The organism is Algibacter pectinivorans, from assembly GCF_900112595.1.
Classification (GTDB): domain Bacteria; phylum Bacteroidota; class Bacteroidia; order Flavobacteriales; family Flavobacteriaceae; genus Algibacter_B; species Algibacter_B pectinivorans.
The window spans coordinates 259,170-285,374 of sequence record NZ_FOMI01000004.1; the positions used below are offsets into that span (position 1 = coordinate 259,170).

17 protein-coding genes are annotated in these 26,205 nt (G+C 33.3%); 14 read left to right on the forward strand and 3 right to left on the reverse strand.

The window, feature by feature from the left end:
- Nucleotide 1: 1 nt before the first annotated feature.
- From BMY96_RS08230 to BMY96_RS08240, 3 genes are all read left to right on the forward strand, one after another.
- Entirely contained in the window at nucleotides 2-1,519 is a 1,518-nt protein-coding gene (locus BMY96_RS08230; protein ID WP_084063154.1) for a RagB/SusD family nutrient uptake outer membrane protein, read from the forward strand.
- 9 nt (nucleotides 1,520-1,528) lie between these two features.
- A complete protein-coding gene (locus BMY96_RS08235; protein ID WP_139205233.1) occupies nucleotides 1,529-2,659 on the forward strand; it encodes an IPT/TIG domain-containing protein in 1,131 nt (376 codons plus the stop codon).
- Between the two features lie 69 nt (nucleotides 2,660-2,728).
- Nucleotides 2,729-4,135 (forward strand): endo-1,4-beta-xylanase, encoded by a 1,407-nt coding sequence (locus BMY96_RS08240; protein ID WP_245750570.1) that lies wholly within the window; start codon nucleotides 2,729-2,731, stop codon nucleotides 4,133-4,135.
- A gap of 160 nt (nucleotides 4,136-4,295) precedes the next feature.
- Here the strand turns inward: BMY96_RS08240 and BMY96_RS08245 are convergent, their stop codons facing one another.
- Nucleotides 4,296-6,527 carry a beta-glucosidase family protein gene (locus BMY96_RS08245; protein WP_092851220.1) on the reverse strand — a complete coding sequence of 744 codons (2,232 nt, stop codon included), beginning with the start codon at nucleotides 6,525-6,527 and terminating at the stop codon, nucleotides 4,296-4,298.
- A 979-nt stretch (nucleotides 6,528-7,506) separates the two neighbouring features.
- Here BMY96_RS08245 and BMY96_RS08250 point away from each other — a divergent pair.
- The 3 genes from BMY96_RS08250 to BMY96_RS08260 all read left to right on the forward strand — a co-directional run bounded on the left by BMY96_RS08250 (nucleotide 7,507) and on the right by BMY96_RS08260 (nucleotide 14,682).
- A complete protein-coding gene (locus BMY96_RS08250) occupies nucleotides 7,507-10,572 on the forward strand; it encodes a SusC/RagA family TonB-linked outer membrane protein (protein WP_092851222.1) in 3,066 nt (1,021 codons plus the stop codon).
- 44 nt (nucleotides 10,573-10,616) lie between these two features.
- A complete protein-coding gene (locus BMY96_RS08255; RefSeq protein WP_092851223.1) occupies nucleotides 10,617-12,164 on the forward strand; it encodes a RagB/SusD family nutrient uptake outer membrane protein in 1,548 nt (515 codons plus the stop codon).
- A 301-nt stretch (nucleotides 12,165-12,465) separates the two neighbouring features.
- Nucleotides 12,466-14,682 carry an FUSC family protein gene (locus BMY96_RS08260; protein ID WP_092851224.1) on the forward strand — a complete coding sequence of 739 codons (2,217 nt, stop codon included), beginning with the start codon at nucleotides 12,466-12,468 and terminating at the stop codon, nucleotides 14,680-14,682.
- A 13-nt stretch (nucleotides 14,683-14,695) separates the two neighbouring features.
- Here BMY96_RS08260 and BMY96_RS08265 read toward each other — a convergent pair whose 3' ends face one another.
- Entirely contained in the window at nucleotides 14,696-15,754 is a 1,059-nt protein-coding gene (locus tag BMY96_RS08265) for a LacI family DNA-binding transcriptional regulator (protein ID WP_092851310.1), read from the reverse strand.
- A 116-nt stretch (nucleotides 15,755-15,870) separates the two neighbouring features.
- On the opposite strand from BMY96_RS08265, the gene BMY96_RS08270 reads away from it, so the two are divergent.
- The 5 genes from BMY96_RS08270 (at nucleotide 15,871) to BMY96_RS08290 (ending at nucleotide 21,149) form a co-directional block, all read left to right on the forward strand.
- Nucleotides 15,871-16,917, forward strand: a complete 1,047-nt coding sequence (locus BMY96_RS08270; RefSeq protein WP_092851225.1) for a sugar kinase — start codon at nucleotides 15,871-15,873, stop codon at nucleotides 16,915-16,917.
- A gap of 88 nt (nucleotides 16,918-17,005) precedes the next feature.
- Nucleotides 17,006-17,674 carry a bifunctional 4-hydroxy-2-oxoglutarate aldolase/2-dehydro-3-deoxy-phosphogluconate aldolase gene (locus tag BMY96_RS08275; protein ID WP_092851226.1) on the forward strand — a complete coding sequence of 223 codons (669 nt, stop codon included), beginning with the start codon at nucleotides 17,006-17,008 and terminating at the stop codon, nucleotides 17,672-17,674.
- A 171-nt stretch (nucleotides 17,675-17,845) separates the two neighbouring features.
- The gene (bamJ, locus tag BMY96_RS08280) at nucleotides 17,846-18,547 is read left to right on the forward strand and encodes a BamJ family beta-barrel-assembly machinery protein (RefSeq protein ID WP_092851228.1); all 702 of its coding nucleotides are present in this window, start codon (nucleotides 17,846-17,848) and stop codon (nucleotides 18,545-18,547) included.
- 121 nt (nucleotides 18,548-18,668) lie between these two features.
- Nucleotides 18,669-19,550 carry a GTPase Era gene (gene era / locus BMY96_RS08285; protein ID WP_092851229.1) on the forward strand — a complete coding sequence of 294 codons (882 nt, stop codon included), beginning with the start codon at nucleotides 18,669-18,671 and terminating at the stop codon, nucleotides 19,548-19,550.
- Between the two features lie 81 nt (nucleotides 19,551-19,631).
- Nucleotides 19,632-21,149 (forward strand): choice-of-anchor I family protein, encoded by a 1,518-nt coding sequence (locus BMY96_RS08290; RefSeq protein ID WP_092851231.1) that lies wholly within the window; start codon nucleotides 19,632-19,634, stop codon nucleotides 21,147-21,149.
- 48 nt (nucleotides 21,150-21,197) lie between these two features.
- Here the strand turns inward: BMY96_RS08290 and BMY96_RS08295 are convergent, their stop codons facing one another.
- A complete protein-coding gene (locus BMY96_RS08295; protein ID WP_092851233.1) occupies nucleotides 21,198-21,710 on the reverse strand; it encodes a GTP-binding protein in 513 nt (170 codons plus the stop codon).
- A gap of 167 nt (nucleotides 21,711-21,877) precedes the next feature.
- Here BMY96_RS08295 and der point away from each other — a divergent pair, with 167 nt between their 5' ends.
- From der to BMY96_RS16200, 3 genes are all read left to right on the forward strand, one after another.
- A complete protein-coding gene (der, locus tag BMY96_RS08300; protein ID WP_092851235.1) occupies nucleotides 21,878-23,182 on the forward strand; it encodes a ribosome biogenesis GTPase Der in 1,305 nt (434 codons plus the stop codon).
- Nucleotides 23,183-23,357: 175 nt separating this feature from the next.
- Nucleotides 23,358-24,977, forward strand: coding sequence for a carboxypeptidase-like regulatory domain-containing protein (locus BMY96_RS16195; protein WP_349267202.1), 1,620 nt, complete (start codon nucleotides 23,358-23,360; stop codon nucleotides 24,975-24,977).
- A 93-nt stretch (nucleotides 24,978-25,070) separates the two neighbouring features.
- Nucleotides 25,071-26,141 (forward strand): outer membrane beta-barrel protein, encoded by a 1,071-nt coding sequence (locus BMY96_RS16200; protein WP_349267203.1) that lies wholly within the window; start codon nucleotides 25,071-25,073, stop codon nucleotides 26,139-26,141.
- Nucleotides 26,142-26,205: the final 64 nt, after the last annotated feature.

Sequence of the window (26,205 nt, forward strand, 5' to 3'; positions counted from 1 at the left end):
TATGAGAAAGCACTTAAAAAAAGCACTAATGCTAGTTACCACGATTCTTTTCTTTGCATCGTGTTCAGGAGACTTTACAGATTTGAGGTCTGAGAATACATTATGCGTAGATTGTTTACCGCCAGGAGCATCACCTTATGAAGGCATTCAAAACGGAATGTACACTAAAGGGTGGTTTGATTATAATTTTAAAGGTATGATAACCCAAGGAGATACCTATGCAGGAAATGTATGGGCAAACGATGGTGAATTTAGGCCTTTTGCAGAAGCCTCTGTATTGAATGATAATGCCGTTTTAAATAGTAACTGGACAGGGCTATTTTCTGTAGTAAATCAAGCAAATTCTCTAATGCAAGATTTAATTAATGACAAAGAAAATATTCCAGAGGATGCTTATATTCAAGGGATTGGTGTTTCTAAATTTATGAGAGCTACGGCTTACTTCTATTTAGTACGAATATGGGGGCCAGTTCCAATTTATGATGAAAACTCTTCCGGTATAAATGCTTTTAGAAATTTAGAGTCGGACGTTTATAAATTCATTGAGATGGATTTGGAAGATGCTTCTGAAAAGTTGACGGAGAACCCAAAAATAGGAAGAGTTGGAAAATACTCGGCAATGGGAATGCTTGCAAAAGTAAAATTAAATTTACAAAAATATGATGAGGCCGCCCAATTATGCAGAGAGGTAATAAATAGTGGAAAGTACGATTTATTGGAAGACTATGGGAATTTGTTTAATAATCCTAATTTTAATAATAGTAAGGAAAGTTTGTTTTCATTACAATGGACGGTAAACTGTAATGAATGGGGTACTCAAAACACCGAACAAGCTTTTATTGTTCCGTCAGGTTCTGGTATTACTGGTGGTGGCGATGGTTGGGGGTCTTACATGCCAACTATTGATTTACCTGGGTTGTACGAATTGGGAGATAAAAGAAGAAAACCATCCATTATGGTTGATGGCGATGTTTATCCAGAATTATTAAGTAAAAAAGGAGGTTATACTTTTGATAAATTACCATCTCAAACCGCACTAAATTTTCGAAAATATATTGTAGGTTCTGCCGAAGATGGCTATAATGTTTGCTTTATGAGAACAGAACAAAATACAAATGTACTGCGTTTTGCTGATATATTATTAATGCTAGCTGAAGCCAAGTTAGGAGCAAGTGTTTCTACTTCAGATGGTGAAGCATTATTAGCTTTTAATAGAGTTCGCTCTCGTGCAGGCTTAGGGGCAGTAACCGAAATTACTCAAACTAGCTTGTTTAAAGAAAGAAGAATTGAATTTCTGTTAGAAGGACAATACTATTTTGATTTACAACGAAGAAATAGAGCAGACGCATTAGCAGAAATTGCCGCGCAAGAAAGAGGTTTTTATGGCGATGGGGCCAGAACCGAGTTAGTTTCTATAAAGGTATCACCTACTGATGATTACTTTACTTTGCCTTTACCAGCAGGTGCTATAAGTATTAATGTTAATTTAACTGCTGAGCCAGTTCCGTTTAATTTTTAAATAATAATTATGAAAAATATTTTCAAAATAAATCTTGTAATAATAATGTTTGTTGCTGTACTGTTTTCGTGTTCAGAAGATAATGTTCAATTACCAACAATAACAACTTTTGTTTCGCAAACAAATCCAAATGCTTCGGGTACGCCGGGTGAGTTACTAAAGGTTGAAGGAGTAAATTTATCTGGCTTAAAGCAAATTATTCTAGATAATAATCTAGATGTTTCTTTTAATCCTAATTTAAATTCGGATGTTGCTATTTTTTTCAATATACCTAGTTTTGATTTTGAAAACCCCTATAATTTTGGCGTTCAACCTATAAAGTTTGTTACAGCAAATGGGGTAATTGATTCTCAAATAAATATTATACAACCTGCTCCTGTTTTTGCAAATTTTAGTGCACTAAACCCTAAATTAGGAGACAAAGTAACAATAAAAGGAGATTGGTTTATTGATATTTTATCGGTTACATTTGGAGGAGAACCGTTAGATTATACATTAGTTTCAGATAAAGAAATGTACTTTATTGTACCAACCAGTGCTACAGAAGGAGCTCACGTTGTTATTACTACAAGCGCAGGTAGTACTGAGCTTGTTCCTGCTGGGCCAGGGGTTTCAAATACTACATTTCTAGATATTAATTTTGGTTTTGTAGATTATTTGTTTGAAGATTTTGATGGTAATGGTTTGTATACCAGTACTTGGGGGTTTTATGGAGATGCAGGTGCATTGTCTGTAACAGCAACAGGGCAAACCGGTAATAGTGCTCAATATGATTATAACGGAGATACAACAAACGGATACAACGGCTGTCAAAATAACGAAGCTGGAGCATTTTTACCAAGTACAGCTACTACAGCTTCTAAAGTTATTTTTAAAATGATGGTAAATGCAGATGTAGGTACAACGTTTGATGTAATTTTAGATACTTGGGCTTATAATTTTAGTGTTTCTACAAGTGGATGGCAGGAAGTCTCTGCACCGTTAGATCAATTTGGGTCGGGTTATACACCTGGAAATGCAGCTACCGATACAAAAAAGGTAGATCCTTCGGAGATTTTGCAAGTAAAGGTTTCGTTACCTAATAATGGTACATCTTCTAGCGTTAAATTCGACGATATTAAATTTAGAATACAAGAATAACTTAATTGAAAATAATATAATAAAAAGGTTACCTCTATAAAAAGGGTAACCTTTTTTAAACAAAAAAATATGAAAACACTTAATTTAAAAGTTAGTATTGCCTTTTTTTTAATGGCTGCACTACTAAATTGTAGTAAGGATGACACCAGCTCTCCAGAAATTTCGACTATGTTAAACATCCCATTTGCTTCAACAGCTAGTAATATTACAGATTATTCTTTTCAAGCTAATTGGGTTTTGGTGTCCGAAGCAGACAGTTATTTAATTGATGTTTCAGAGTTTAGCGATTTTTCTACTATTCTTAATGAATATAAGGGGGTTGCTGTTCAAGAAAACACACTTGTTGTTACAGGTCTTTTACCAGCAACAAACTATTATTATAGAGTAAGTGCTAAACGAGGTGCCGAAATAACTAGCCATTCAAATGTTATAACGGTTACAACTACAGGGGTTATGTCAGAAGAACCCGAAGACCCCACTTTTCTTAAAGTTAAAGCTAATGCTTTAGCTAATCCTTTTTTTGTAGGTGTAGCTGTTAAATCGAATCAATTAACCGAAGGTAGTTCGTATAATACGGTTCTTAAAAATGAATTTAGTAGTATTACGGCGGAGTATGAAATGAAAATGGATCCAATTTCTACAGGAAGTGGAACCTACAATTGGCAGGCCTCCGATAAGATAGTTAAATATGGTAATGACAATGGAATAAATGTTCATGGGCATGCATTAGTTTGGCATAATGCAGTACCTAATTGGTTGTCTACTTTTTCGGGTACAGATGTAGAGTTTGCATTAGAAGTAAAAAAGTATATCACCGATGTGGTTACACGTTATGCAGGAAAAGTAAGATCATGGGATGTTGTAAATGAGGCTGTTGCTGATAATGGTGACATGAGAAACACTATTTTTCTTCAAAAAATGGGTGCTAATTATATAAAAGATTGTTATCAGTGGGCCAGAGATGCTGCAAATGCTGCTGGTGATACAGATTTATTATTATTTTATAATGATTATGCAACGTCAACTAATATACCTAAACAGAATAAAGTGTTTACAATAGTAGATGATTTAAAAGCAAGTAACCTCATTGATGGTGTAGGTTTTCAAATGCATAATACGTATCTAAGTCCAACTAAAATGCAAATAGAAACCGATATTAATAGAGCTGTAGCTAAAGGTTTAAAAGTTCACGTTTCAGAGTTGGATATCCAAGTAAATCAAAATAATGATATCACTTTCCTTACAGAAGAAAGAAATTTAGCCCAAAAAGCAAAATATAAAGAAATAGTGAAAATTTATAATGCACTTCCCGCTGTAAATAAATATGCTTTAACTGTATGGGGGTTTAAAGACAATGAATCTTGGATTCCTTATAGTACAGATTTAAACCATCCGGGGAATGACTGGCCGTTACTATACAATAATAAATTCGAACTAAAAAGTGCTCATACTGGATTTTTAGAAGGATTAGATTAAGGTAGTTTATTTGTTTTTACTGTAAAAACATCGTTTAAAAAGCAATTTTTAAACGATGTTTTTTTATAAATTAAATTTTATTAAGGTGGTAACTTTAAAATATATTAGTAAATATTACTAGACTTAATAGAGCTTATATGTTTGTAATTTAACTCAATAATTATTTAATACTTACTTTTAGTTGTTTGGTTATGTTATTAGATGCGTTGCCAACGTATACAATATAATCTCCTTTTTCTATATTCCAGTTAGCCATAGAGTCATCATAATATGCTAAGCTACTTACGGGTATATTAATATTTACATTTTTAGAGCTTCCGCTATTAAGTAGTATTTTATGAAACCCTTTTAGTTCTTTTAAAGCTCGCTTAACTTTAGATTTTGGTTTGCCAACATATACTTGTACAACCTCGGCGCCTTCAAGTTTACCTATATTGGTTACATTACAAGTTACAGTAATAGTATCATTTATACTGTATTTGGTGTTATCTGTTTTTATATTAGATATACTAAATTCTGTATAAGATAATCCATAACCAAAGGCATATTGTGGCTCAATTTTTTTAGTGTCAAACCATCTATAACCAACTAAAATATCTTCTTTATAATATTGGTTAGTGCCATCGCCAGGATATGATAATTCGCCATAAGAATGTGCCCCATTATCATCCAATTTTTTTGGGAAGGAGAAAGGTAGTTTACCAGAAGGATTTACATCTCCACTTACTACATCTGCGATAGCATATCCAGCCATGCTACCTAAATACCAAGTTTGTATTAAACCATTAACTTGATTTAGCCAAGGAGTTTTAACAGCATTTCCGGTAACCAATAACATACCTAAATTTGGATTTACTGCTTTTAATTGATTAATAAACTCTTCTTGTTCATATGGTAAATAATAAGACTGTCTGTCGTCGCCTTCGCAATCCTGTAAATGACTTTTATTTAAACCGCCAACATATAGGACAATATCTGCTTTTTTAGCTGTTTCAATAGCTTCTATTCTAAGGGAATCTTGGTTTAATTTAGATGGTATAATATTATCGTAAACAGATGGACCGGTGTGATAGCCCATAGCGTGAATAATTTTAGCTTTTTTATAACGCTGCTTTAAACCTTCAAGAGGAGAGATTTCAAACTTAGGTTTTAGTTCAGAAGATCCTCCTCCTGCTGTCATAGAGCGCGTTGCATTTTCACCAATAACCGCAATAGTAAGCCCTTCTTTATCTTCAATAGGGAAGAAGTTGTTGGTGTTTTTTAATAAAGTAATACCCTCTTGTGCAACCTTTCTAGCTACATCGTGGTGCTCTTTATTGTTTATGCGACCATAACCTCTATTTGGTTTCATGTTAGTACGATACATTAATCTTAAAATACGTCTTACTTTATCATTAACAACAGACTCTTCAATAGTTCCTTCCTTGATGGCTTTTAAAAACGGGGAAGCCAAATAGTAATACTCGTAGTGATTTAGTGTTGTAGTACCTAGACCATCGGTGCCAGTTCCCATTTCCATATCTAATCCGTTAACTGCGGCTTCCATAGTATTGTGTGCAGAACTCCAATCACTAATAACAACACCATCAAATCCCCAATCTTTTTTAAGGATATTTTTTGTAAGTAATTCGTGGTGTGTTGTGTATTGCCCTCTAAATTTATTATAAGCTCCCATAATTGCCCAAACACCAGCATCTTGTACAGCAGCTTTAAAAGCAGGTAAGTAGATTTCGTGTAACGCTCTATCACTAGCCTCAACATTAATAGAGCTCCGCCAGTGTTCTTGGTTATTTAAAGCAAAATGTTTAACACAAGCAGCTACGTTATTTTTTTGTACGCCTTTAATATACGGTACAACTAATGTAGAGGCTAAAAAAGGATCTTCTCCTAAATATTCAAAATTTCGACCGTTTAAAGGCGTTCTATATATATTTACACCAGGACCTAGTAAAACATCTTTTTCTCTATAGAGGGCTTCTTCTCCAATACTTTTACCAAATTGGGCAGCCATATCAGGATTAAATGATGCTGCTAAGCAAGTAAGCGCGGGGAAAGCAGTAATAGAATCGTTAGTCCAACCAGCGTAATCCCAAGAGTCCCAGCTTATTTCGGCTCTTACGCCATGCGGACCATCAGACATCCATATTTCTGGAATACCTAGCCTTTCAACACCTTTGGTGCTAAATTTAGATTGCGCATGACACATAGCTACTTTTTCTTCTAAAGTAAGCAAGGGTAAAATGCTGTCTATTTTAGATTCTATGACACCGTTATCGTTTTTAATTAATTTAGAACGTTTTTTTTGAGCAAAGCCAAAAGGGATTATTGAGAAAACACAAATTAAAATTAGTGCTTTTCTAACGGTTTTTTTAAGTGTTTTTTTTCTATTCATTTATAAAAATATTTAGTAGTGTAAAACTACCTTCTTGTTGCCAATAAAATAAATATTTATGAAGCATTAAGTAGAACATATGTTGCAATTAATACATTTTATATTGTTTAATGGTGTTAGTGTCGTGTTTTAAAATTTTTACAACATACTTTTTTAAGTGCTTAGTTTCTAAGACAAAATAATTAACTTATTTTTTAAACAAGGTTTTTAACTTGTTTTGGTGTTTGGTTTCTTAATTGAGTGCGATCAGGTATGGCATAAAAATCTTCAATAATTATAATGTTCTTTTATGGTTTTATGTATTAGTAATTATGGCTTTATTTTTAATGACTTTATGAATGTTAAAATTACATTCGAATTGATAAAAAAAGTGATAACATACTAAATAGGGTTATGTAAGTTATTTAATAAAATATCTGTCTTTTAATCTATTGTATATGCAAGTGCAGGAAGATGAAGTCTACTACTATTTTAGCATCCATCAAATTAGAAATAGAGGTTTGTTAGGCTAGTAGATGCTTTATAATTTTTGTAAATTAAAAATTTTGGTGGTTTACTTATAATGTTAATTAGACCATTGTAAGTAGTGCATTGTAATATTAAAGTAAAAAATAAATGTCAAATTAAAAACCTCATTATAAACGACTTTTCTGTGTTAGTAATTCATCTATCAAACAATGTAGTTAATGCTTGTTTTTTACTTCAACACAAGTCTAGCGTCATTTTTTGTTTATTCTTATAGAAGTAAAATAATTGTTAAAAAAAATAGTGTTGTTTAAGTTCTTTGTGTCTAGACCTTACAGTTGTTTAGTTGTTATACGCGTTTTATTTTCAAGAGTTTTTCTGCTAAATATCTAAAACACAACTAAAAATCTGAAAAAAAAATTTTGTTATAAAATACTTTTAACATATATTTGGCAAACCAAAGTGGTTTACCAGTTTGGTTTTCCAGAACTAATATTAAACAAATACTAAATTAATGAGACAAATAAGAAACTTAAAAAAGACGCTTCTATTATTAATAGGGTTTTGTTTTGCATTAAATTTAAATGCACAACAAAAGACAATAACTGGTGTGGTTACCTCTGAAGCAGATGGTATAGGACTTCCAGGTGTTAATGTTATTGTTAAAGGAACAACTACAGGAGCATCAACAGATTTTGATGGTAATTACTCTATAAACGTAAGTGGTAGCGATGCCGTTTTATCTTTTAGTTATGTTGGATACGTCGCTAGAGAGGTTAAAGTAGGAAGTAATAATACAATTAATGTTGCCTTAGTTGAAGATTTAGCGGCGCTAGATGAGGTTGTGGTTGTAGGGTATGGTGCCAGAAAAAAGAGTGATTTAACGGGATCTGTATCTGCAGTTAAATCAGATGAGCTAACGGCTTTTCCTGTCTTAGATGCCGAACAAGCATTGCAAGGTAGAGCAGCCGGTGTTAACGTGCAATCTAATAATGGTGGTGAGCCAGGTGCTCCTATTAGTATTTCTATTAGAGGTAATACGTCTATTAATGCGAGTAGTTCACCTCTTATTGTTGTAGATGGTTTTGTTGGTGGAAGTATGCCTCAAGCAGGAGATATTGAAAACCTTCAAGTTTTAAAAGATGCATCTGCAACTGCTATTTATGGTTCACGAGGTTCAAACGGTGTTATTTTGGTAACTACAAAAAAAGGTAGAAAGGGTAAACTAAATGTTGAATTCAATTCTACTTATGCTATTCAGAATACTTCAAATAGATTAGATTTATTGAATGCAAACGATTTTGCAGATTATCAAAACCAGATAAGAGCAAATCAAGGTAATACGAATCTTTTTCCTCAAGGATCAGCAGATACAGACTGGCAAGATGAAATATACAGATCTGGAAATACTTCAAATAATCAACTGTCTTTTTCTGGAGGTTCTGAAAAAGTAAATTATTATGCTTCTGGTACTTATTTTCAGCAAGATGGTATACTGGTTAATTCTGGTTTTGAAAGAGCAGTATTCCTATCAAATTTAGATGCACAAGTAACCGATAAATTAAAATTAGGACTTAATTTAACGGGTACTTTAAGTAAGAAGAATGGAGTTGCTACGCAATCTACAGGTGCAAACGGTGTTGGTGCAGGTGGTGATGATGTTGTGGCTTTAGCTATGCGTTTTGCTCCAGACCAAGGCGTATATAACGATGATGGTACTTTTTCTGTAAACGACAGAATTGGAGATCCAGTAGATAATCCATGGGCTGTTGCAACACAAAGAGATGATGATACGGAAACAGAAAAATTTAGAGCAAACTTTTATGCTAATTACGAAATTGCTGAAGGCTTAACTTTTAAAACAACCTTTGGTTTAAGTAGTGATAATAATTTTAGAGGACTTTATTTGCCTCGTACCTTACAAGTTACAGCTGGAGGCGTTGGTGGAAGAGCTATTATGACTCAAGATAAAACTAAAAATATCTTGAGTGAAAATTACTTAACGTATAACAAAGACATTGGAAATGGAAATTTAACTTTATTGGCTGGTTATTCGTATCAAAAAACGACTAATAAAGGGTTTTATAGTGAAGGTACTGGGACCATTTCAGACACTTTTTCTTATTATGGATTATATACTGCTACAAATTTACTTAATGGTGAAGCTGGTGATATTTATACAAATGAAACAGAAATTCAATCTGTATTTGGAAGGGTTAATTATGATTGGAATGATAAATATTTATTTACTGCAACAGTAAGACGTGATGGAGCTTCTAACTTTGCCGAAAATGAAAAATATGCGCTTTTCCCATCTGCAGCTTTAGGATGGAAAATTTCTAACGAAGATTTTTTAAGTGATAGCGAAACAATTTCTAATTTGAAATTAAGAGCTAGTTATGGTGTTACCGGTAACCCATCAATTAGTGCATATCAATCTTTAGCCAGTTTAGCTAGTATTTATGCGTCCAACAATGGCGAAACAGTTGCTTCAGTTACTCCAAACCAGCCGGCCAACCCAGATTTAAAGTGGGAGTCGTCTTATCAAACAAATGTAGGTTTAGATTTAGGTTTACTAAACAATAAAGTGTCACTTTCTTTAGATTATTATAATATCGATACCAAAGATTTAATAATGATAGATAGAGGGTTGCCTTGGTATTTAGGTTTCTACAATGATGAAATATTAAAAAACGTTGGAGAAATTAACAATAAAGGATTTGAAATTTCTTTAAATACAAGAAATATTACAAACGATGATTTTAGTTGGACTACTGATTTTGTTTTCTCAAAAAATAAAAATACTGTAGAGAAATTAATAAACGGCGATGATTATTTTCAAAATGGTGCTCCAAGTTATTTTAGTGTTAATAACAATGTTTTATTAAGAGAGGGTGAAGAAGTAGGTCAATTTTGGGGATATGATTACGCAGGTGTATATCAAGGTGGGGCGTTTCCGGAAGGTACTGCAACAATTGAAGACGGTGTAGCTGGTGACCCTTTATTTTTAGATTTAGATGAAAGTGGTGATATTACTAATGATGATAGAAAAATTATTGGTAACCCTAACCCCGATTTTACGTGGGGTATCACAAATAGCTTTAGGTATAAAAACTTTGATGCAAACATATTTTTTCAAGGTTCTCAAGGTGGAGAAATCTTTAATATGACTGAAGTACAGTTAAACAATGGTGATGCTAATACGACTTATGGGTATTTTAATAATGCTTGGACACCTACAAATACGAGCACTAACCAACCTCGAGTAGGTAACAATAGTTTTAGAGAAGTGTCTTCTCGTTTTGTTGAAGATGGAAGTTATATTAGATTGAAAAATATAGCCATAGGCTACAATTTTCCTTCTGAAGCTATTGAAAAAATAGGTGTTGAGAGACTAAGATTGTCTATTAGCGCTCAAAATTTATTGACTATTACAAATTATTCTGGTTTAGACCCTGAAGTTAATTATTTTGGTTCTGCTGGAAATAATAACACAGCAAGTAATACGGTTAGAGGTTTTGATTTTGGTAATTATCCAACGGTAAAATCGGTGAATTTTAGTCTAAATGTTACATTTTAAATGTAAACTAAATAAAAAATATTTTAATTTTAAAAGAAAAAATTATGAAAGCACACAAATTGTTATTGTTATTGATAGGGTTATCAATAATGGGATGTTCAGATTTGGAAGAAGAGCCTGTAGGCTTATTGTCCCCTGAAGGATTCTTTCAAACTCCAGATGACATACAAGTAGCGGTAAACGCCTCTTTAACTCACGCCATTAACGAAGAGGTATGGGGAAGAAAGCTGTCTGTAGCATTAATGTTACGTTCTGATATGGTTAATCTTAATTCAACTCAGACAAGAAGAGTAGAGATGAATATGCACACCATTACTGGAGATAATGAAATGGTATTTGATCCATGGACAAGAATGTATCTAGGTATCGCTGCTGCAAATAACGCTATTGCAGGAGCAGAACAAGTTGCTGTAGATGATGCTGTTAAAAACCCAGTAACAGCTCAAGCATATTTTGCAAGAGCATTTTATTATTTTCATTTAGTAAGACTGTTTGGTGATGTTCCTTATATAGATGAACCTATTTCTGATTTATCCGAAATAGCCACAGCTTCTAATGTAAATAATACTCCAGAAGCTGAAGTTTATGAAAAAATTATTTCAGATTTGGAATTTGCTGAGCAATGGTTAACGAATACATCGACTCTACAAAGAGGAACACCTTCTATAGCTGCTGCAAAATCATATTTAGCATTAGTATATTTAACAATGGCAGGTGATACTTCTGGTAGTCCTTATTTTCAAATGGCTTATGATAAAGCTAAAGAAGTAATTACCAATAAAGGAACTTATCAAATAGATTTAGATCCTGATTTCCAAACGTTGTTTAATGCTGAGAAAATTGATGGTTCTCCAGAACCAATCTTTGTTTTAGATTATAATAATAATGAAGCTCCTGACAATGCTTATGACCAAATAGCACCTATGACAGGAATTAGAGGTGATGATGATGGCGGAAATGGAGGTTGGTCGGTTGCAACGCCTACTATAGCTGTATACAATTCTTTTGATCCAGACGATTATAGAAGACGAGTAAGCTTCCAAACAGAGGCATTAATTGCTGGAGAAACTGTAGATTTTACAGAATTTACAACTAGTGGACATGAGCATGCAGTTAATGCGCCATATATCGCTAAATATTTACGTTTCCCTGGAGCTTTCGCAAGAGGAAATAAAAGAGCAACTAGCCATAATTATTCTATGATGCGTTATGCAGAAGTATTATTAATTGCAGCCGAAGCAGGTGTAGAAATAGGAGCAGCCGATGCAATAGACTTTTTAAACGAAGTAAGAGGAAGAGCTAGAAATGGTGGAGAATCTACAAATGGAGGTTATGTTACAGAAACCATTGCACCAAGTGCGGTTCCTGCAGACCTAGTGTCTATAACAGTTGCCGATGTAATTGAAGAGCGTAGAATTGAATTAGCCTTTGAGTGCAAAAGATGGTACGATATTAAGAGAAGACAGTTAGGAGACCAAGTGTTCGGCGCTTCGGGTTATGAAGGTGCTAAACCAGACTGGAATGCTTCTGTTGATTATGATACACCAATTCCTCAAGATGAGATTGATAGAAACCCTAACTTAGGTAATTAGTAACCCTTTTTACATTAGTTGGTTTATATTAATTCTAAGTTTTATTGCGGGTTTTTTGTGAAGATTAAACCCAAAGAAACAGTTTAATTTAAATTAGTTTGATTTTTAGGTTATCCGGTCTGTTTAGGATCGGATAACCTTTTTTTATACCCTGTATTCAATGATTATGTTGCACACCGTTTTAAGTTTGTCTGGGCTCATTAAAAACTACGCTATATCCTTTTGGTTCGGGAATAATTATTATTCTAAATAAATAGTCTTAGCTAAAAAGACTTCTTAAATTTGAGGCATAAATTTAGGTATGATTAAAAATTTAATTAGATACTTTAAAAGCATACATTTTACTAAAGCCATTTTGGTTGCTTTAGCCATGGTTACGCCAGTATTAATATCTATTTATTTTTTTAATAGTTTTGAAGTAGGTTTTAGTATAGCTTTAGGTGCAATATTATGTGCCCCTTGCGATGTTCCTGGAAGTTTAAAACATAAGTTTTACGGTATTTTAACCTCTGTGGTGTTGGTGTTTGTTATTACCTTACTAATTGGGTATTTTAGTAGAACACTTCCAATAGTTATACCGCTACTAATCGTTTTGGTTTTTGCGGTTTCTTACATTTCGGTTTTTGGTTTTAGAGCCTCATTAATTTCATTGGCTGGTTTGCTTTCGTTTGTGTTAGCCTTTGCTTATGAAAGCAGTGAAATTACAGTTTTAGAACATGCCTTGTATCTCGCCCTAGGTGGCGTTTGGTATCTGTTTTTAACCATTTTAACCCAATTGTCTTTGCCACAAGTGCAAACCGATTATTTATTTGTCGAACTGTTATATAAAACATCAGAATTTATAAAAATAAGAGGGAAATTATTAGTTGAAACCAATAATAGAAATGAACTTTTAGATGCCAATTTTAAACTGCAAATAGAAATAAACGAACTTCAAGAAACCATAAGAGAGGTGATTTTAGAAAAAAGATTAAACTCTGGTTTTAGTAACAGAACAAGACGACAACAATTGTTTTTTTCTAGAGTTATGGAAATATATGAATTGGCTATTTCCAACACAATTGATTATGATAAGTTTGATGCTTTATTTAAAGATCACCCCGAAAAAATAGATGAGTTTAAAGTATTAATTTTTGAAATTTCAGATAGACTAGCTTTTATTGCTAAGGTGGTTTTAAAGGAAGAGAAGCTTACGTTTAATGATAATTTTAAAGTGCTTCTTAAAAAAATACAGAACCATATTGATATTTACAAGGTAAAAGTAGGTTTGCCAGAATCAAGAGAAGGTGCCATTCTTTTATTAAACTTTAAAGCTTATCAAGAACGGCAGGTTAGCAACCTAAATGATATCGCTAGAATTTTAGAGAATTATTCAAAAAACAATAAAATTAGAGGCATAAAGGATGCCGAACAATTTATAACCCAACAGGATTATGATATAAAAAAACTAAAAGCCAATTTTAGCTTTAAATCTCCAATATTTAGGCATTCGTTACGGTTAACGCTTACTATGCTCATTGGATTTTTAATTGGCTATGCTATGGAAATGCAACAATCGTATTGGATTTTGCTAACCATAGTGGTAATAATGCGACCTAGCTATGGGTTAACTAAACAACGCACAGTACAACGGTTGGTGGGCACATTAATTGGTGCCGCTATTGGTGTGGGTATTGTTTTTTTAACGCAAAACACTATGGTGTATGCCGTAATTGCAGCCTTATCTTTAATAATTGGATTTTCAATTTTAAAACAGAATTATAGAAATGGCGCAGCCTTTATTACCTTGTATGTTGTTTTTATGTATGCTTTAATCCATCCAAATGTTTTAATGGCTATTCAGTTTAGGGTATTCGATACCCTTATTGGAGCTGCTTTAGCTTACGCTGGAAATTATTTATTTTGGCCTGCTTGGGAATCTAAAAATATTAAAGAGTTTTTTGTTAATTCTATTAATGGCATTGCCGATTTTTTAAAACAAATAGATATTTTGTATCATGAAAAAGGCGAAGTGTCTACAGCTTACAAGTTGGCCCGAAAAGAAACATTTTTGCAAGTCGCCAATTTAAATGCCTCATATCAAAGATTGGTACAAGAGCCTAAATCGAAACAACAGAATATAGTTGTTGTTTACGATTTAATTGCCATTTGTAATACCTACTTGTCTTCGTTAGCATCCTTAGGTATTTATATTCGAACAAATAAAACGAGCAACGTGCCAAAGGAATTCGAAATTTATGTAACTCATATTTTATCAAATCTGGAAAAAGCTGTAGATATATTAGAAAATAAAGAGTCTAATATTAATTTGGTTCACGAAGATTTGGATAAGGCGACCAAGAATTACGAAAATGATTTTAAAAGTTTAGTATCTCAACGCGGCGAAGAAATTAAAAAAGGAGTGCCTATTTCTAACGAAATGCGTGCACAATTACATGAAACAAAACTAATATTCGAGCAGTTAAGCTGGTTATTTAATCTATCGGAAAGTTTAGTAAAAAAAGTAAAACGTATTTAAATAACTTACTTGTTTATGGGTTTTTTGAGGATTCTCGTATAACCAATTCGGCATCCAAAATTATTTTATTTAAACTTTGTTTTACTGTTTTTTTCTTGGTGTAACCTAAAAAGGTTAAGGCTGCCTGTTTGCCAATTTCGGCACTGTGCTGGTTAATACTAGTAATAGATGGTGTTACTACTGCGGTAAAAGGTTCGTCGCCAAAGCCAACTAAAGCAATATCATCTGGTACCTTTATTTGTCGTTCTTTTAAAGCTTGTAAGGCACCTAAAGCAGCATAATCACTGGCAACGTAAACGGCATCTGGTCTTTCTTTTAACTGTAGTAATTGTTCCATTTTTTCTTTACCATCTTCGGTAGTTAGACTACTTTCTATTAAAAGCTCGGGTTCTAGCGGTAATTGGTGCTTATTTACAGCATCAATATAACCTCTAATTCTATTGTTAAAAATGCGGGTACGTTTATAACCGCCAATATGCGCAATTCTTTTTCGACCTTGCTTTACAAGATGCTCAATAATATCTTGACTGCTTTTGTAATCATTAATACCAATATAATCTACATTTAAATCATTTTCACCACGATCAAATAAAATTAAAGGAATGCCTTTTGCTTTAACTTTTTCATAATAATCTAAATCTACAGTTTCATTGGCCATAGATGCAATTATACCATCAACTTGAGTGAACAATAAAGTATCAATACTATCGCACTCTTTTTTAAACGATTCGTTAGATTGTGTTATAATAATGTTATAGCCTTCTTTGTTCAACACCTCTTCAATATTTTGAATAACAGAAGAAAAAAAGTTACTATTTGTTCTGGGCACAATAACCCCAACCAATTTGCTTTTTCCTTTTCTTAAGGCACTAGCAAGATGGTTTGGTTGATAATTAAGATTTTCGGCAACTTGCTTAACCGCTTTTTTAGTTTTTTTACTAATTCTAGAGTCGTCGTTAAGTGCCTTAGAAACCGCTGCAGCAGAGATATTTAAAACATTAGCAATATCTTTTATAGTAGTTTTCTTTTTGATATTCAGTTTTTTTATATATTTGCTTAAACGTTTAAGCAAATATATAGTTTTAACCAATTCAATCAAAATCTTAAGTAAATAATAGATTTTGATTTATTTTTTATTTTTTGGTTAAACGTTTAAGCAAAACTAATTTTTTAATAATACTAAATAGGATGAGTAAAGTAGTAACTTTCGGAGAAATCATGTTAAGATTAGCTCCACAAGGATTTTTAAGGTTTTCGCAAGCAAATAATTTCGACGTTGTGTACGGTGGTGGCGAATCTAACGTAGCTGTTTCTTTAGCTAATTACGGTGTGTCTTGTGATTTTGTAACACGTTTACCAAAAAATGATATTGGTGAGTGTGCTATGATGGAAATGCGCAAAAGAGGCGTTGGTGTCGATAAAATTGTTTGGGGTGGCGATCGTTTAGGAATTTATTTCTTAGAAACTGGAGCTGTATCTAGAGGCTCTAAAGTGGTATATGATAGAGCACATTCTGCAATAGCAGAAATCGAATCTGGAATGATTGATTGGGATGCTGTTTTTGAAGGTGTTGAGTGGTTTCACTGGACAGGTATTACCCCAGCAATTTCTCAAGGTGCTGCCGATGTGTGTTTAGAAGCTGTTAAAGCTGCAAGCGCTAAAGGTATTACTATTTCTACCGATTTAAATTACCGTGCTAAACTTTGGAAATATTGTAGCGATGCACATAGAGAAAAAGTAATGACTGAAATTACATCATATTGCGATATTGTACTTGGTAATGAAGAAGATGCCGAAATGCATTTTGGTATTAAGCCAGAAGGAATTTCTGTGCAAACCCAAGGACACGATGTAAAAGCAGAGGCTTTCTTATCGGTTTGTCAGCAAATGATGGAAAAATTCCCAAGAGCTAAAAAGGTAATTACAACTTTAAGAGGGTCTATTTCGGCATCTCATAATACATGGGCTGGAGTTTTATATGATGGGAAGAAAATGTACGAAACACGCCAATATCAAATAACAGATATCGTTGATAGAGTAGGTGGTGGAGATTCATTTATGGGAGGATTAATCTACGGATTATTAAAATACCCAGAAAACGATCAAAACGCATTAGATTTTGCTGTTGCAGCATCTTGTTTAAAACACACTATTAAAGGCGACGCTAACTTAGTAACTGTTGCCGAGGTTGAAAAACTAATGGGTGGCGATGCTTCTGGACGTGTAGCAAGATAATATATAAGTTTATTTGTTGAGTTGTTGGGTCGTTTATTCGATAATAACAGCTTAACAAATTTACAACTTAACAAATAATAATTATAAAATGGCACAATTTTCAAGATTAGAAGTAGCGCAAGCAATGAAAGATACAGGCATGATTCCTTTATTTTTTCATAGCGATATAGAATTAAGTAAAAAAGTATTAAAAGCATGTTACGATGGTGGAGCTCGTTTAATGGAGTTTACCGCTCGTGGCGATTTTGCTCACGAAGTTTTTGGAGAATTAACTAAATATGCGATTGCCGAATTACCAGGTATGATAATGGGTGTAGGGTCTGTTACAGATGCAGCTGCTGCATCATTATACATGGCTTTGGGAGCAAACTTTATTGTAACTCCAGTTTTAAGAGAGGATATTGCAATTGCTTGTAACCGTAAAAAAGTACTATGGTCTCCAGGATGTGGTACTTTAACAGAAATTACAAGAGCAGAAGAACTAGGATGCGAAATCGTTAAATTATTCCCTGGCGATATCTACGGACCTCAATTTGTAAAAGGTATTAAAGGCCCACAACCATGGACGTCGGTTATGCCAACAGGTGGTGTTTCGCCTACCGAAGAAAACCTAAAAGGATGGTTTGATGCTGGTGTAACTTGTGTTGGAATGGGATCTAAATTGATTTCAAAAGAAATTATTGCAAACAAAGATTACGCAAAATTAGAGAAGGATGTTGCGGCAGCCTTAGCTATTGTAAAAGCTGTTAGAAAATAATTTGCAATATATACTATTTTAAAGAGCCGCTATATAGTGGCTCTTTTATTTTGTATAAGCCGTTTGGTATACTAGTTTGAAGAATTTTAGAGTGAATTAAGTGTTTTTATTTTCTTTTTTTACTCTCTATAAAATTTATTACATTTGGCGACACAATAAAAAAATATAAAAATGAAAATAATGAAAGTTTTAAGTTTGCTAGCAGTAATTATACTTGTAGCATCATGCAATCAAAACGGAGCAACACAAAAGGCATTAACAACAGAGATTGACTCGGTAAGTTATGCTATAGGTATGGATGTTGCCAAAAATGTTAAAGCTAGTTTTGATGAGTTTGATGGCGATTTATTCATGCAAGGTTTTAATAATGTTTCAGATTCTACAAACATTTTACTTGATGAAGCTAAAGCGCAACAAGTAGTAAGAGCTTATTTTCAAAAGAAACAACAAGCAGATGCTGCTAAGTTAAAAGAAGAAGGTGAAAAAAATAAAATTGAAGGAGAAAAGTTTTTAGCCGAAAATAAAACTAAAGATGGTGTTGTAACTACCGAAAGTGGTTTACAATATATCGTTTTAAAAGAAGGAACAGGAGCAAAACCAACTACAGCTTCAAAAGTAAAAGTACATTATCATGGAACTTTAATTGATGGAACTGTTTTTGATAGTTCTGTTGATAGAGGAGAACCAACTGAGTTTGGAGTAACTCAAGTTATTAAAGGTTGGACTGAAGGTTTACAATTAATGAAAGAAGGTGCTAAGTATAAATTTTTTATTCCTAGTAATATTGCATACGGTGCTAATCCAAGACCAGGAGGACCAATTAAGCCAAATTCAACATTAATTTTCGATGTAGAACTATTAGAAGTAAAGTAATTTTATCTTCAATATTTTAAAAAAAAACAGGAAGCTATGCTTCCTGTTTTTTTTGTTTTTACATTTTTAGTATATTAAAATATTCAAGTTGTAACTTTGCACCATCTTAAATAAAAATATCATGAGCCATAAAGCAGGTTTTGTAAATATAATTGGTAATCCTAATGTTGGTAAATCCACATTAATGAATGCCTTTGTTGGAGAAAAGCTTTCCATAATCACATCTAAAGCACAAACCACAAGACACCGAATTTTAGGTATTGTAAATGGCGATGATTTTCAGGTGGTACTAAGTGATACTCCAGGTATTATTAAGCCCGCGTACGAGCTTCAAGAATCTATGATGGGGTTTGTTAAATCGGCTTTCGAGGATGCCGATGTGCTTATTTACATGGTAGAAATTGGAGAAAAGGAGTTAAAAGATGAAGCTTTTTTTAATAAAATCACCAATTCAAACATACCGGTTTTGCTTTTGCTTAATAAAATTGATAAATCAGATCAAGAGCAGTTAGAAAGCCAAGTACAAACCTGGGCAGAAAAAGTACCAAATGCCGAAATTTTTCCAGTCTCAGCGTTAGAAGGCTTTAATGTAAAAGAAGTTTTTAATAGAATATTAGACTTACTTCCAGAGTCGCCACCGTTTTACCCAAAAGACCAGTTAACCGATAAGCCAGAGCGTTTCTTTATAAACGAAACCATTCGCGAAAAAATCTTGATGCATTACAAAAAAGAAATTCCTTATGCTGTAGAGGTTGACACCGAAGAGTTTTTTGAAGAAGAACAAATTATTAGAGTAAGATCGGTAATTATGGTGGAGCGCGAAACTCAAAAAGGCATAATTATTGGCCATAAAGGAAGTGCCTTAAAGCGAGTAGGTGTAGAGTCTAGAAAGGATTTAGAAAAGTTTTTTGGTAAACAAATCCATATCGAATTATACGTAAAAGTGAATAAAAATTGGAGAAGCAATCAAAACCAGCTGAAACGTTTTGGTTACAATAGCTAGTAAATGCTAATCATAGCTTTTTAATTAATTAACATTAGCTTAAAATAAGAGTTCCATATTTGCCAAAACAAATAATCAAATATGAAGCTTAATAAATTACTCTTCAGCGCGGTATGTATTGCTGCCATTTTCGGTTGTCAGAACGATGACGATAATACGGTTAAACCACCAATAAATACCGAAATCAATTTTCAGTACAAAACAAGCATTAATGTTGGAGGAGAAGGCGCCTCAGAAATTTCTGCCTTCGATGCTATTACAAAAAAGCTATTCACGGTTAATGTTGAGTCAAATCAAATATCTGTAAATAATATTTCAAACTTAGATGCACCGGTATTGGATACACCAATAGACTTATCGGTTTACGGTGCGCCAAATAGTGTTGCCATTTACGATGGTAAATTAGCAGTAGCTGTAGAAGCAGATCCAAAGCAAAATCCAGGAAAAATTTTAGTGTACAATACATCTGATAATTCATTGTTAAATGAATATACAGTTGGTGCTTTACCAGATATGGTAACGTTTTCTAAAGATGGGAAATTAATTATTTCTGCTAACGAAGGCGAGCCAAATGATGACTATACTATAGATCCACTTGGTACCATAAGTATTATAGATTTGTCTGATGACTCTGTAACGACCTTAGACTTTACATCTTTCAATAACCAGGAAGCAGCACTAGAGGCGCAGGGCTTTAGAGTATTTGGTCCTGGAGCAACTTTAGCACAAGATGTAGAACCGGAGTATGTTGCTGTTTCAGAAGACTCTAATACCGCATGGGTATCATTGCAAGAAAATAATGGTATTGCTAAAGTAAATTTAGTTGCAAAAACTATAGAGGCTATTTATCCTTTAGGGTATAAAGATCATAACGCTGTTGGAAACGAAATGGATGCCAGCGATAAAGATGATGTTACGGCTCTTAAAAACTGGCCGGTTTTAGGTATGTATCAGCCAGATGCCATAACCACAGTAAATATTGGAGGAACAGATTATATCTTTTCGGCAAACGAAGGTGATTCTAGAGATTATGATGGCTTTAGTGAAGAAGAACGTGTTGAGGATTTAACTTTAGACGAAACTGCGTATCCTGCTTCTAGCGATTTTCAAAATGAAGTGAACTTAGGACGTTTAAAAACAACATCTACATTAGGCGATATAGATAACGATGGCGACGTCGATCAAATTTATAGTTATGGAGCACGTTCATTTAGCGTTTGGTCTGGCTCAGGAAGCTTGCTTTACGATAGCGGAAATAGCATTGCTACAGAAACACTTAATGAAACCCCAACTCGTTTTAACGATGAAGATGGTAGAAGCGATGATAAAGGTGCAGAACCAGAAGCTGTCGAAATTTTAAATATAGGTAATGAACGTTATATCTTGTTTGTAGGTTTAGAGCGTACAGATCAAGTTATGGTATATGATGTTACTAATCCTATGGCACCAAAATTTATTAGTATTCTATCGCATGCCGGAGACGAAGCCCCAGAAGGCTTGTTGGTTATACCTGCAGCAGATAGTCCTAATGGTAAAGATTTATTAGTAGTATCTAACGAGGATAGTGGTACCGTTAGTTTCTACGAAAATATTCAATAGTGAATTTAATATTGAATTTGAGTTAGTTGAAGAGCGCTTTAATGTTTATTAAGGCGCTTTTTCGTTTTCAATACCCAAAACCGAGTTCATAAAGGCGTTTAGTAAACGCATGTCTTTTATACTTGATGCTTTACCTAAACTACCTGCAAAATATAGGGTAACCCAAAGTAATATCATTAGTATGGTAATGCTAGCTTGTACAGCATAACTCTGTTTTAAACTAATGCTGGTATAGGTCCAAATAGCAAAGGCTATAAAAATAACTGCAACAAGAAAATGGAGAAACATAAAAAGTGTCCAAACCGTAGGGTTTGGTCCAAACAACCCATGTATTGTACAAGAGTTATCGTTTACTTTATTAATTTCTAAATGCAACTGTGGCGACCAAAAGTGCTGTTGTTCTTTAGGGAATTTAATAAAAACATGGTCGTCTACCCGAGTAACTATAAACTCTTTTTGGCTAAGCTTCGCATTTTCAAAATCGCTTAAAACAGCTTCATTTAGCCTTGGAATTTCTAGTTTAAACCTTGGGCGCAGTACAATATCGTTACTTAAAGGCATTCATATTTAGTTTAGTATAGTAAAATACTGTTTTTTATTTAAAATTAAAATACTTTCAATCTTTATTAAAAAAGAACTTTGCGTCATCTATATTTCCTATTTTTGCAAAATGTTTCGGATAGAAATATTAAGGCATCAGATAAGGTGTAACAGATAAGATAAAGATTATGAGTAATATAGTAGCTATTGTAGGAAGACCAAATGTTGGTAAATCAACGTTTTTTAATCGTTTAATTCAACGTAGAGAAGCCATTGTTGATGCCGTTAGTGGTGTGACCAGAGACCGCCATTATGGTAAAAGTGATTGGAACGGAAAAGAGTTTTCTTTAATAGATACCGGAGGTTATGTTTTAGGAAGTGATGATGTTTTTGAAGCCGAAATTGATAAGCAAGTAGAATTGGCTATAGATGAGGCCGATGCTATTATTTTCATGGTCGATGTAGAATCTGGTGTAACCGGAATGGATGAGGATGTTGCAAAGTTGCTTCGTAAAGTAAGTAAACCTGTATTTCTTGTAGTTAATAAAGTAGATAATGGTAAACGTGCAGAAGATGCTGTAGAGTTTTATGCCTTGGGTTTAGGCGAATATTATACCGTTGCTAGTATTAACGGAAGTGGAACAGGAGAATTACTGGATGCTTTGGTTGAAGCTTTACCAGAAAAGGAAGAAGTTGTAGAGGAAGCGTTACCTAGGTTTGCCGTAGTGGGTCGTCCAAACGCAGGAAAATCATCTTTTATAAATGCGCTTATTGGAGAAGATAGATATATTGTTACCGATATTGCAGGAACAACAAGAGATTCTATAGATACTAAATACAACCGTTTTGGTTTTGAGTTTAACTTGGTTGATACTGCCGGAATTAGAAGAAAATCTAAAGTAAAAGAAGATTTAGAATTTTACTCGGTAATGCGTAGTGTTAGAGCTATCGAGCATGCCGATGTGTGTTTAGTCGTATTAGATGCCAACCGTGGTTTTGACGGACAAGTACAAAATATTTTCTGGCTTGCAGAACGTAACCGTAAAGGTATTGTAGTACTAGTTAACAAATGGGATTTGGTTGAAAAAGACCATAAGTCGGTTAAGGAATACGAAAGAGTAATAAGAAAACAAATGGAGCCTTTTACCGATGTGCCAATTGTATTTATATCTGCATTAACCAAACAACGTATTTTTAAGGCTATTGAAACAGCTGTAGAGGTGTACCAAAACCGCTCTAAAAAAATTAAAACAAGTCAGCTTAACGAAGTGCTACTTCCAATTATAGAAAACTATCCACCACCAGCATACAAGGCAAAATTTGTTAAAATTAAGTATATTATGCAGTTGCCAACACCGCAACCACAATTTGCTTTCTTTTGTAATTTGCCACAATATGTAAAGGAGCCTTACAAGCGTTTCTTAGAGAATAAATTAAGAGAAAAATTTGGCTTTAACGGAGTACCTATTAGTGTGTATATGCGTAAGAAGTAATACATATCTTGGATAAGAATTCCTTATCTAAGTCAAATTTTAAGTTTATTTAAAGTCTTAAAGCATAAAAATCTAAATACTAGTTTTTTAAGTTTTAAGATATTTTTAAGAAAACTCTTATGATGTTCAAGCTATATTAGAGGTTTTAAATAAAAACCAACCAAAAATCAATACAATGAAGTCTATTATTTTAGTAATAGTCATTTTGTTTGCATCGTTATCTTTTTCTCAATCTAAATCATTCGAAATCTCTGGTACACTACTATCCGAGGAAGATGCTGTTCCTTTGGAGTCTGCAACGGTTTATTTACAACGCGTTACCGATAGTAGCTTAGTTACTTATGGGTTAACCAATAAAGAAGGTAAATTTACTTTAGAAGGAAAACTGGCGCGTAAAAAAGTTAATCTATTTATTTCTTACGTTGGGTATCAAACCTATTTCCGTGAGGTTAATATTGATAAAAAAATCATGGATTTAGGAACTATAAATTTACAAATAAGCTCTGATGCTTTGGATGCTATAATTATTAAATCAACAGCTCCAATAACCATTAAAAAGGATACTTTAGAGTTTAATGTAAAGTCTTTTAAAACAAAAAAGGATGCCAATGTAGAAGACTTGTTAAAACAGCTTCCTGGAGTAGAAATTGATGAAGAAGGTAATATTAAAGTTAATGGAAAAGAAGTAAACAAAATACTCGTTAATGGAAAACCATTTTTTGGAGACGATCCCACAATAACAACCAGAAATCTAACCAAAGATATTGTGGAGAAAATACAAGTTTTAGATACTAAAACTAAAGATCAAGCATTTACAGGCGCAACTGCCGATGGCGAAAATAAAACCGTAAACCTTGTTATAAAAGAAGAAAACAATAAAGGTGATTTTGGTAGGCTAGCTGCAGGAAAAGGAACCGATAACCATTATGAGTTTGCAGGGATGTATAATCATTTTGATAACGACCAACGCGTTAGCGTTTTGGCAGGTGGTAACGATATTAACTCACCAGGTTTTAGCTTTGGCGAAATTCGTAAAATGTTTGGTGGCGGTAACAGTGTCCGGTTTAATGGAAATGGTTCTTTTTCTATAGATGGTAGGTCTTTTGGAGGTGGTCAAGGTATTACAGAATCTCAAAATTATGGTGCTAATTATGCCGATGAGTATGGTGAAGGTAAAGAGATAGCAGCTAACTATTTTTATTCTGGAAGTAGTTCAGAAAATAGAAGTAAAAGAGATCGAGAAAATATTTTATCTGATTCGAGATATTTTACATCTTCAAACTCCAGTTCTTTTAGTGATAACGCAAGCCACAGCGCTAATGTGGAGTTTGATGTTAAGGTAGATTCTACACTTTTAATTAATTTTGAGCCATCATTCAGCTATACAAAAAGTAAAAATTATTATAATGAAGATGAGTCTTCAACCAACGATTCGAATGCATTAATTAACGAATCAACTTCCAATTCTAACGTAGAAAATATCGGTAAAAATTTTAGTAGTGATCTTGATATTACTAAAAAAATTGGTTCTAATGGTGCGTTTATAAAGTTTAGTTTTGATAATGATATTAGAACACGAGAACTGGATGATTATTTAGTTTCAAAAACAAATATTTACGGAGATTCGCCCGAAGAAATTAACAGAAATCAGTATACTGAAGGTGAAAATAAAGTCAATAATTTTAGATCCAATTTTACTTATAGACTACCCTTAGTAGGAAAAACGTTTTTCTTCGAATTTAAATATGGGTACACGCGAAACAAGCAACAAGACAGACGAAGCACTTTTGATTAAGAAGACCCAAATGCTGAAGATTATACCATTTTTAATAACGAGTTAAGTACAGATTTTGAGTATATTAATGAAATATCAACGCCCGCATTAGAGTTGGAGTATAAAAATGAAAAAATATCTGCAAGGTTTGAAACCACCTATGTATTTAGAACCTTAGAAAATAATGATATTTTAAGGCCAACCTTAAGTTTAAAACGAAATTTTGAAGCTATCGAATTTCGATCAAGATTTCGTTATAAATTTAGTGATAAAGCGTCCATACGAATGGGGTATAACTTAGATAATAATCCGCCGCAATTATCTCAATTACAACCGTTTTTAAATGTGTCTAATCCTTTAAACACTGTAATTGGAAATCCTAATTTGGTACCTCAAAATAACCATAGAGTTTATGCGAGTTACAATACCTTCGATTTTCAAAAAGGTTCTGGTTTTTACGGATATTTAAGTGCTAATTTTGATAATAATAAAGTCGTTTCTAAAACGATTATTGATGAGGATTTGGTGAGAGAAACAACCTATGCCAACGTAAACGGTTCTTATAATGTAAATGGTTATTTATCGGTTAACAAGAAGGTGAAAGTAGATAGTTTACGTACGGTTACATTTTACTTAGGCGTTGGGCCAAGTATTAGAAAATCAATAAACTTCAATAACGGTGTTAAATATTCTAGTACTAATAATTCGGCTTCTCCAAAGGTGGGCTTACGTTTTAACTGGAAAGATGTTTTAGAGTTTAACCCTAATTATAAACTGTCTTTTACCAGAAATACATTTGATTTAGAAGCTTTCGAAAATCAAGAGTTTGTCAGTCATTCACTTAATTTGGATACAGCTACTTTTTTGCCAAAAGGTTTCGAATGGCGAAATGATATGAGATATAGTTACAATCCTAATATTGCAGACGGGTTTCAAAAAAGTGCATGGTTTTGGAACGCTACACTAGCATACTCGATGCTTAAGGATAAAGGTACGCTTACTTTAAAGGCTTACGATTTACTAAACCAAAACACCAATGCCAGACGAATTGCCACAGCCAACTATATAGAAGATTCTCAAAGCACTGTATTGCAACAATATTTCATGCTTAGTTTTAGTTGGAAATTTAATAGCTTAGGTAAGGCCGGAGAAACAGGAGGCGGTTCTAGGTATTATAGACATTAATTCAGGCAAAGTAAAACTTTATAAATATTCTTCCAGTTTCAGTGTAATATTTAAACTGATATTT

Excerpts from the sequence above, each read along its gene's own strand:
- der (WP_092851235.1), top strand. The coding sequence starts at position 21,878 with ATGAGTAATATAGTAGCTATTGTAGGAAGACCAAATGTTGGTAAATCA.
- BMY96_RS08275 (WP_092851226.1), top strand. The coding sequence starts at position 17,006 with ATGGCACAATTTTCAAGATTAGAAGTAGCGCAAGCAATGAAAGATACA.
- BMY96_RS08255 (WP_092851223.1), top strand. The coding sequence starts at position 10,617 with ATGAAAGCACACAAATTGTTATTGTTATTGATAGGGTTATCAATAATG.
- era (WP_092851229.1), top strand. The coding sequence starts at position 18,669 with ATGAGCCATAAAGCAGGTTTTGTAAATATAATTGGTAATCCTAATGTT.
- BMY96_RS16195 (WP_349267202.1), top strand. The coding sequence starts at position 23,358 with ATGAAGTCTATTATTTTAGTAATAGTCATTTTGTTTGCATCGTTATCT.
- BMY96_RS08235 (WP_139205233.1), top strand. The coding sequence starts at position 1,529 with ATGAAAAATATTTTCAAAATAAATCTTGTAATAATAATGTTTGTTGCT.
- BMY96_RS08270 (WP_092851225.1), top strand. The coding sequence starts at position 15,871 with ATGAGTAAAGTAGTAACTTTCGGAGAAATCATGTTAAGATTAGCTCCA.
- BMY96_RS08240 (WP_245750570.1), top strand. The coding sequence starts at position 2,729 with ATGAAAACACTTAATTTAAAAGTTAGTATTGCCTTTTTTTTAATGGCT.
- bamJ (WP_092851228.1), top strand. The coding sequence starts at position 17,846 with ATGAAAATAATGAAAGTTTTAAGTTTGCTAGCAGTAATTATACTTGTA.
- BMY96_RS08230 (WP_084063154.1), top strand. The coding sequence starts at position 2 with ATGAGAAAGCACTTAAAAAAAGCACTAATGCTAGTTACCACGATTCTT.
- BMY96_RS08290 (WP_092851231.1), top strand. The coding sequence starts at position 19,632 with ATGAAGCTTAATAAATTACTCTTCAGCGCGGTATGTATTGCTGCCATT.
- BMY96_RS08245 (WP_092851220.1), bottom strand. The coding sequence starts at position 6,527 with ATGAATAGAAAAAAAACACTTAAAAAAACCGTTAGAAAAGCACTAATT.
- BMY96_RS08250 (WP_092851222.1), top strand. The coding sequence starts at position 7,507 with ATGAGACAAATAAGAAACTTAAAAAAGACGCTTCTATTATTAATAGGG.
- BMY96_RS08260 (WP_092851224.1), top strand. The coding sequence starts at position 12,466 with ATGATTAAAAATTTAATTAGATACTTTAAAAGCATACATTTTACTAAA.
- BMY96_RS08295 (WP_092851233.1), bottom strand. The coding sequence starts at position 21,710 with ATGCCTTTAAGTAACGATATTGTACTGCGCCCAAGGTTTAAACTAGAA.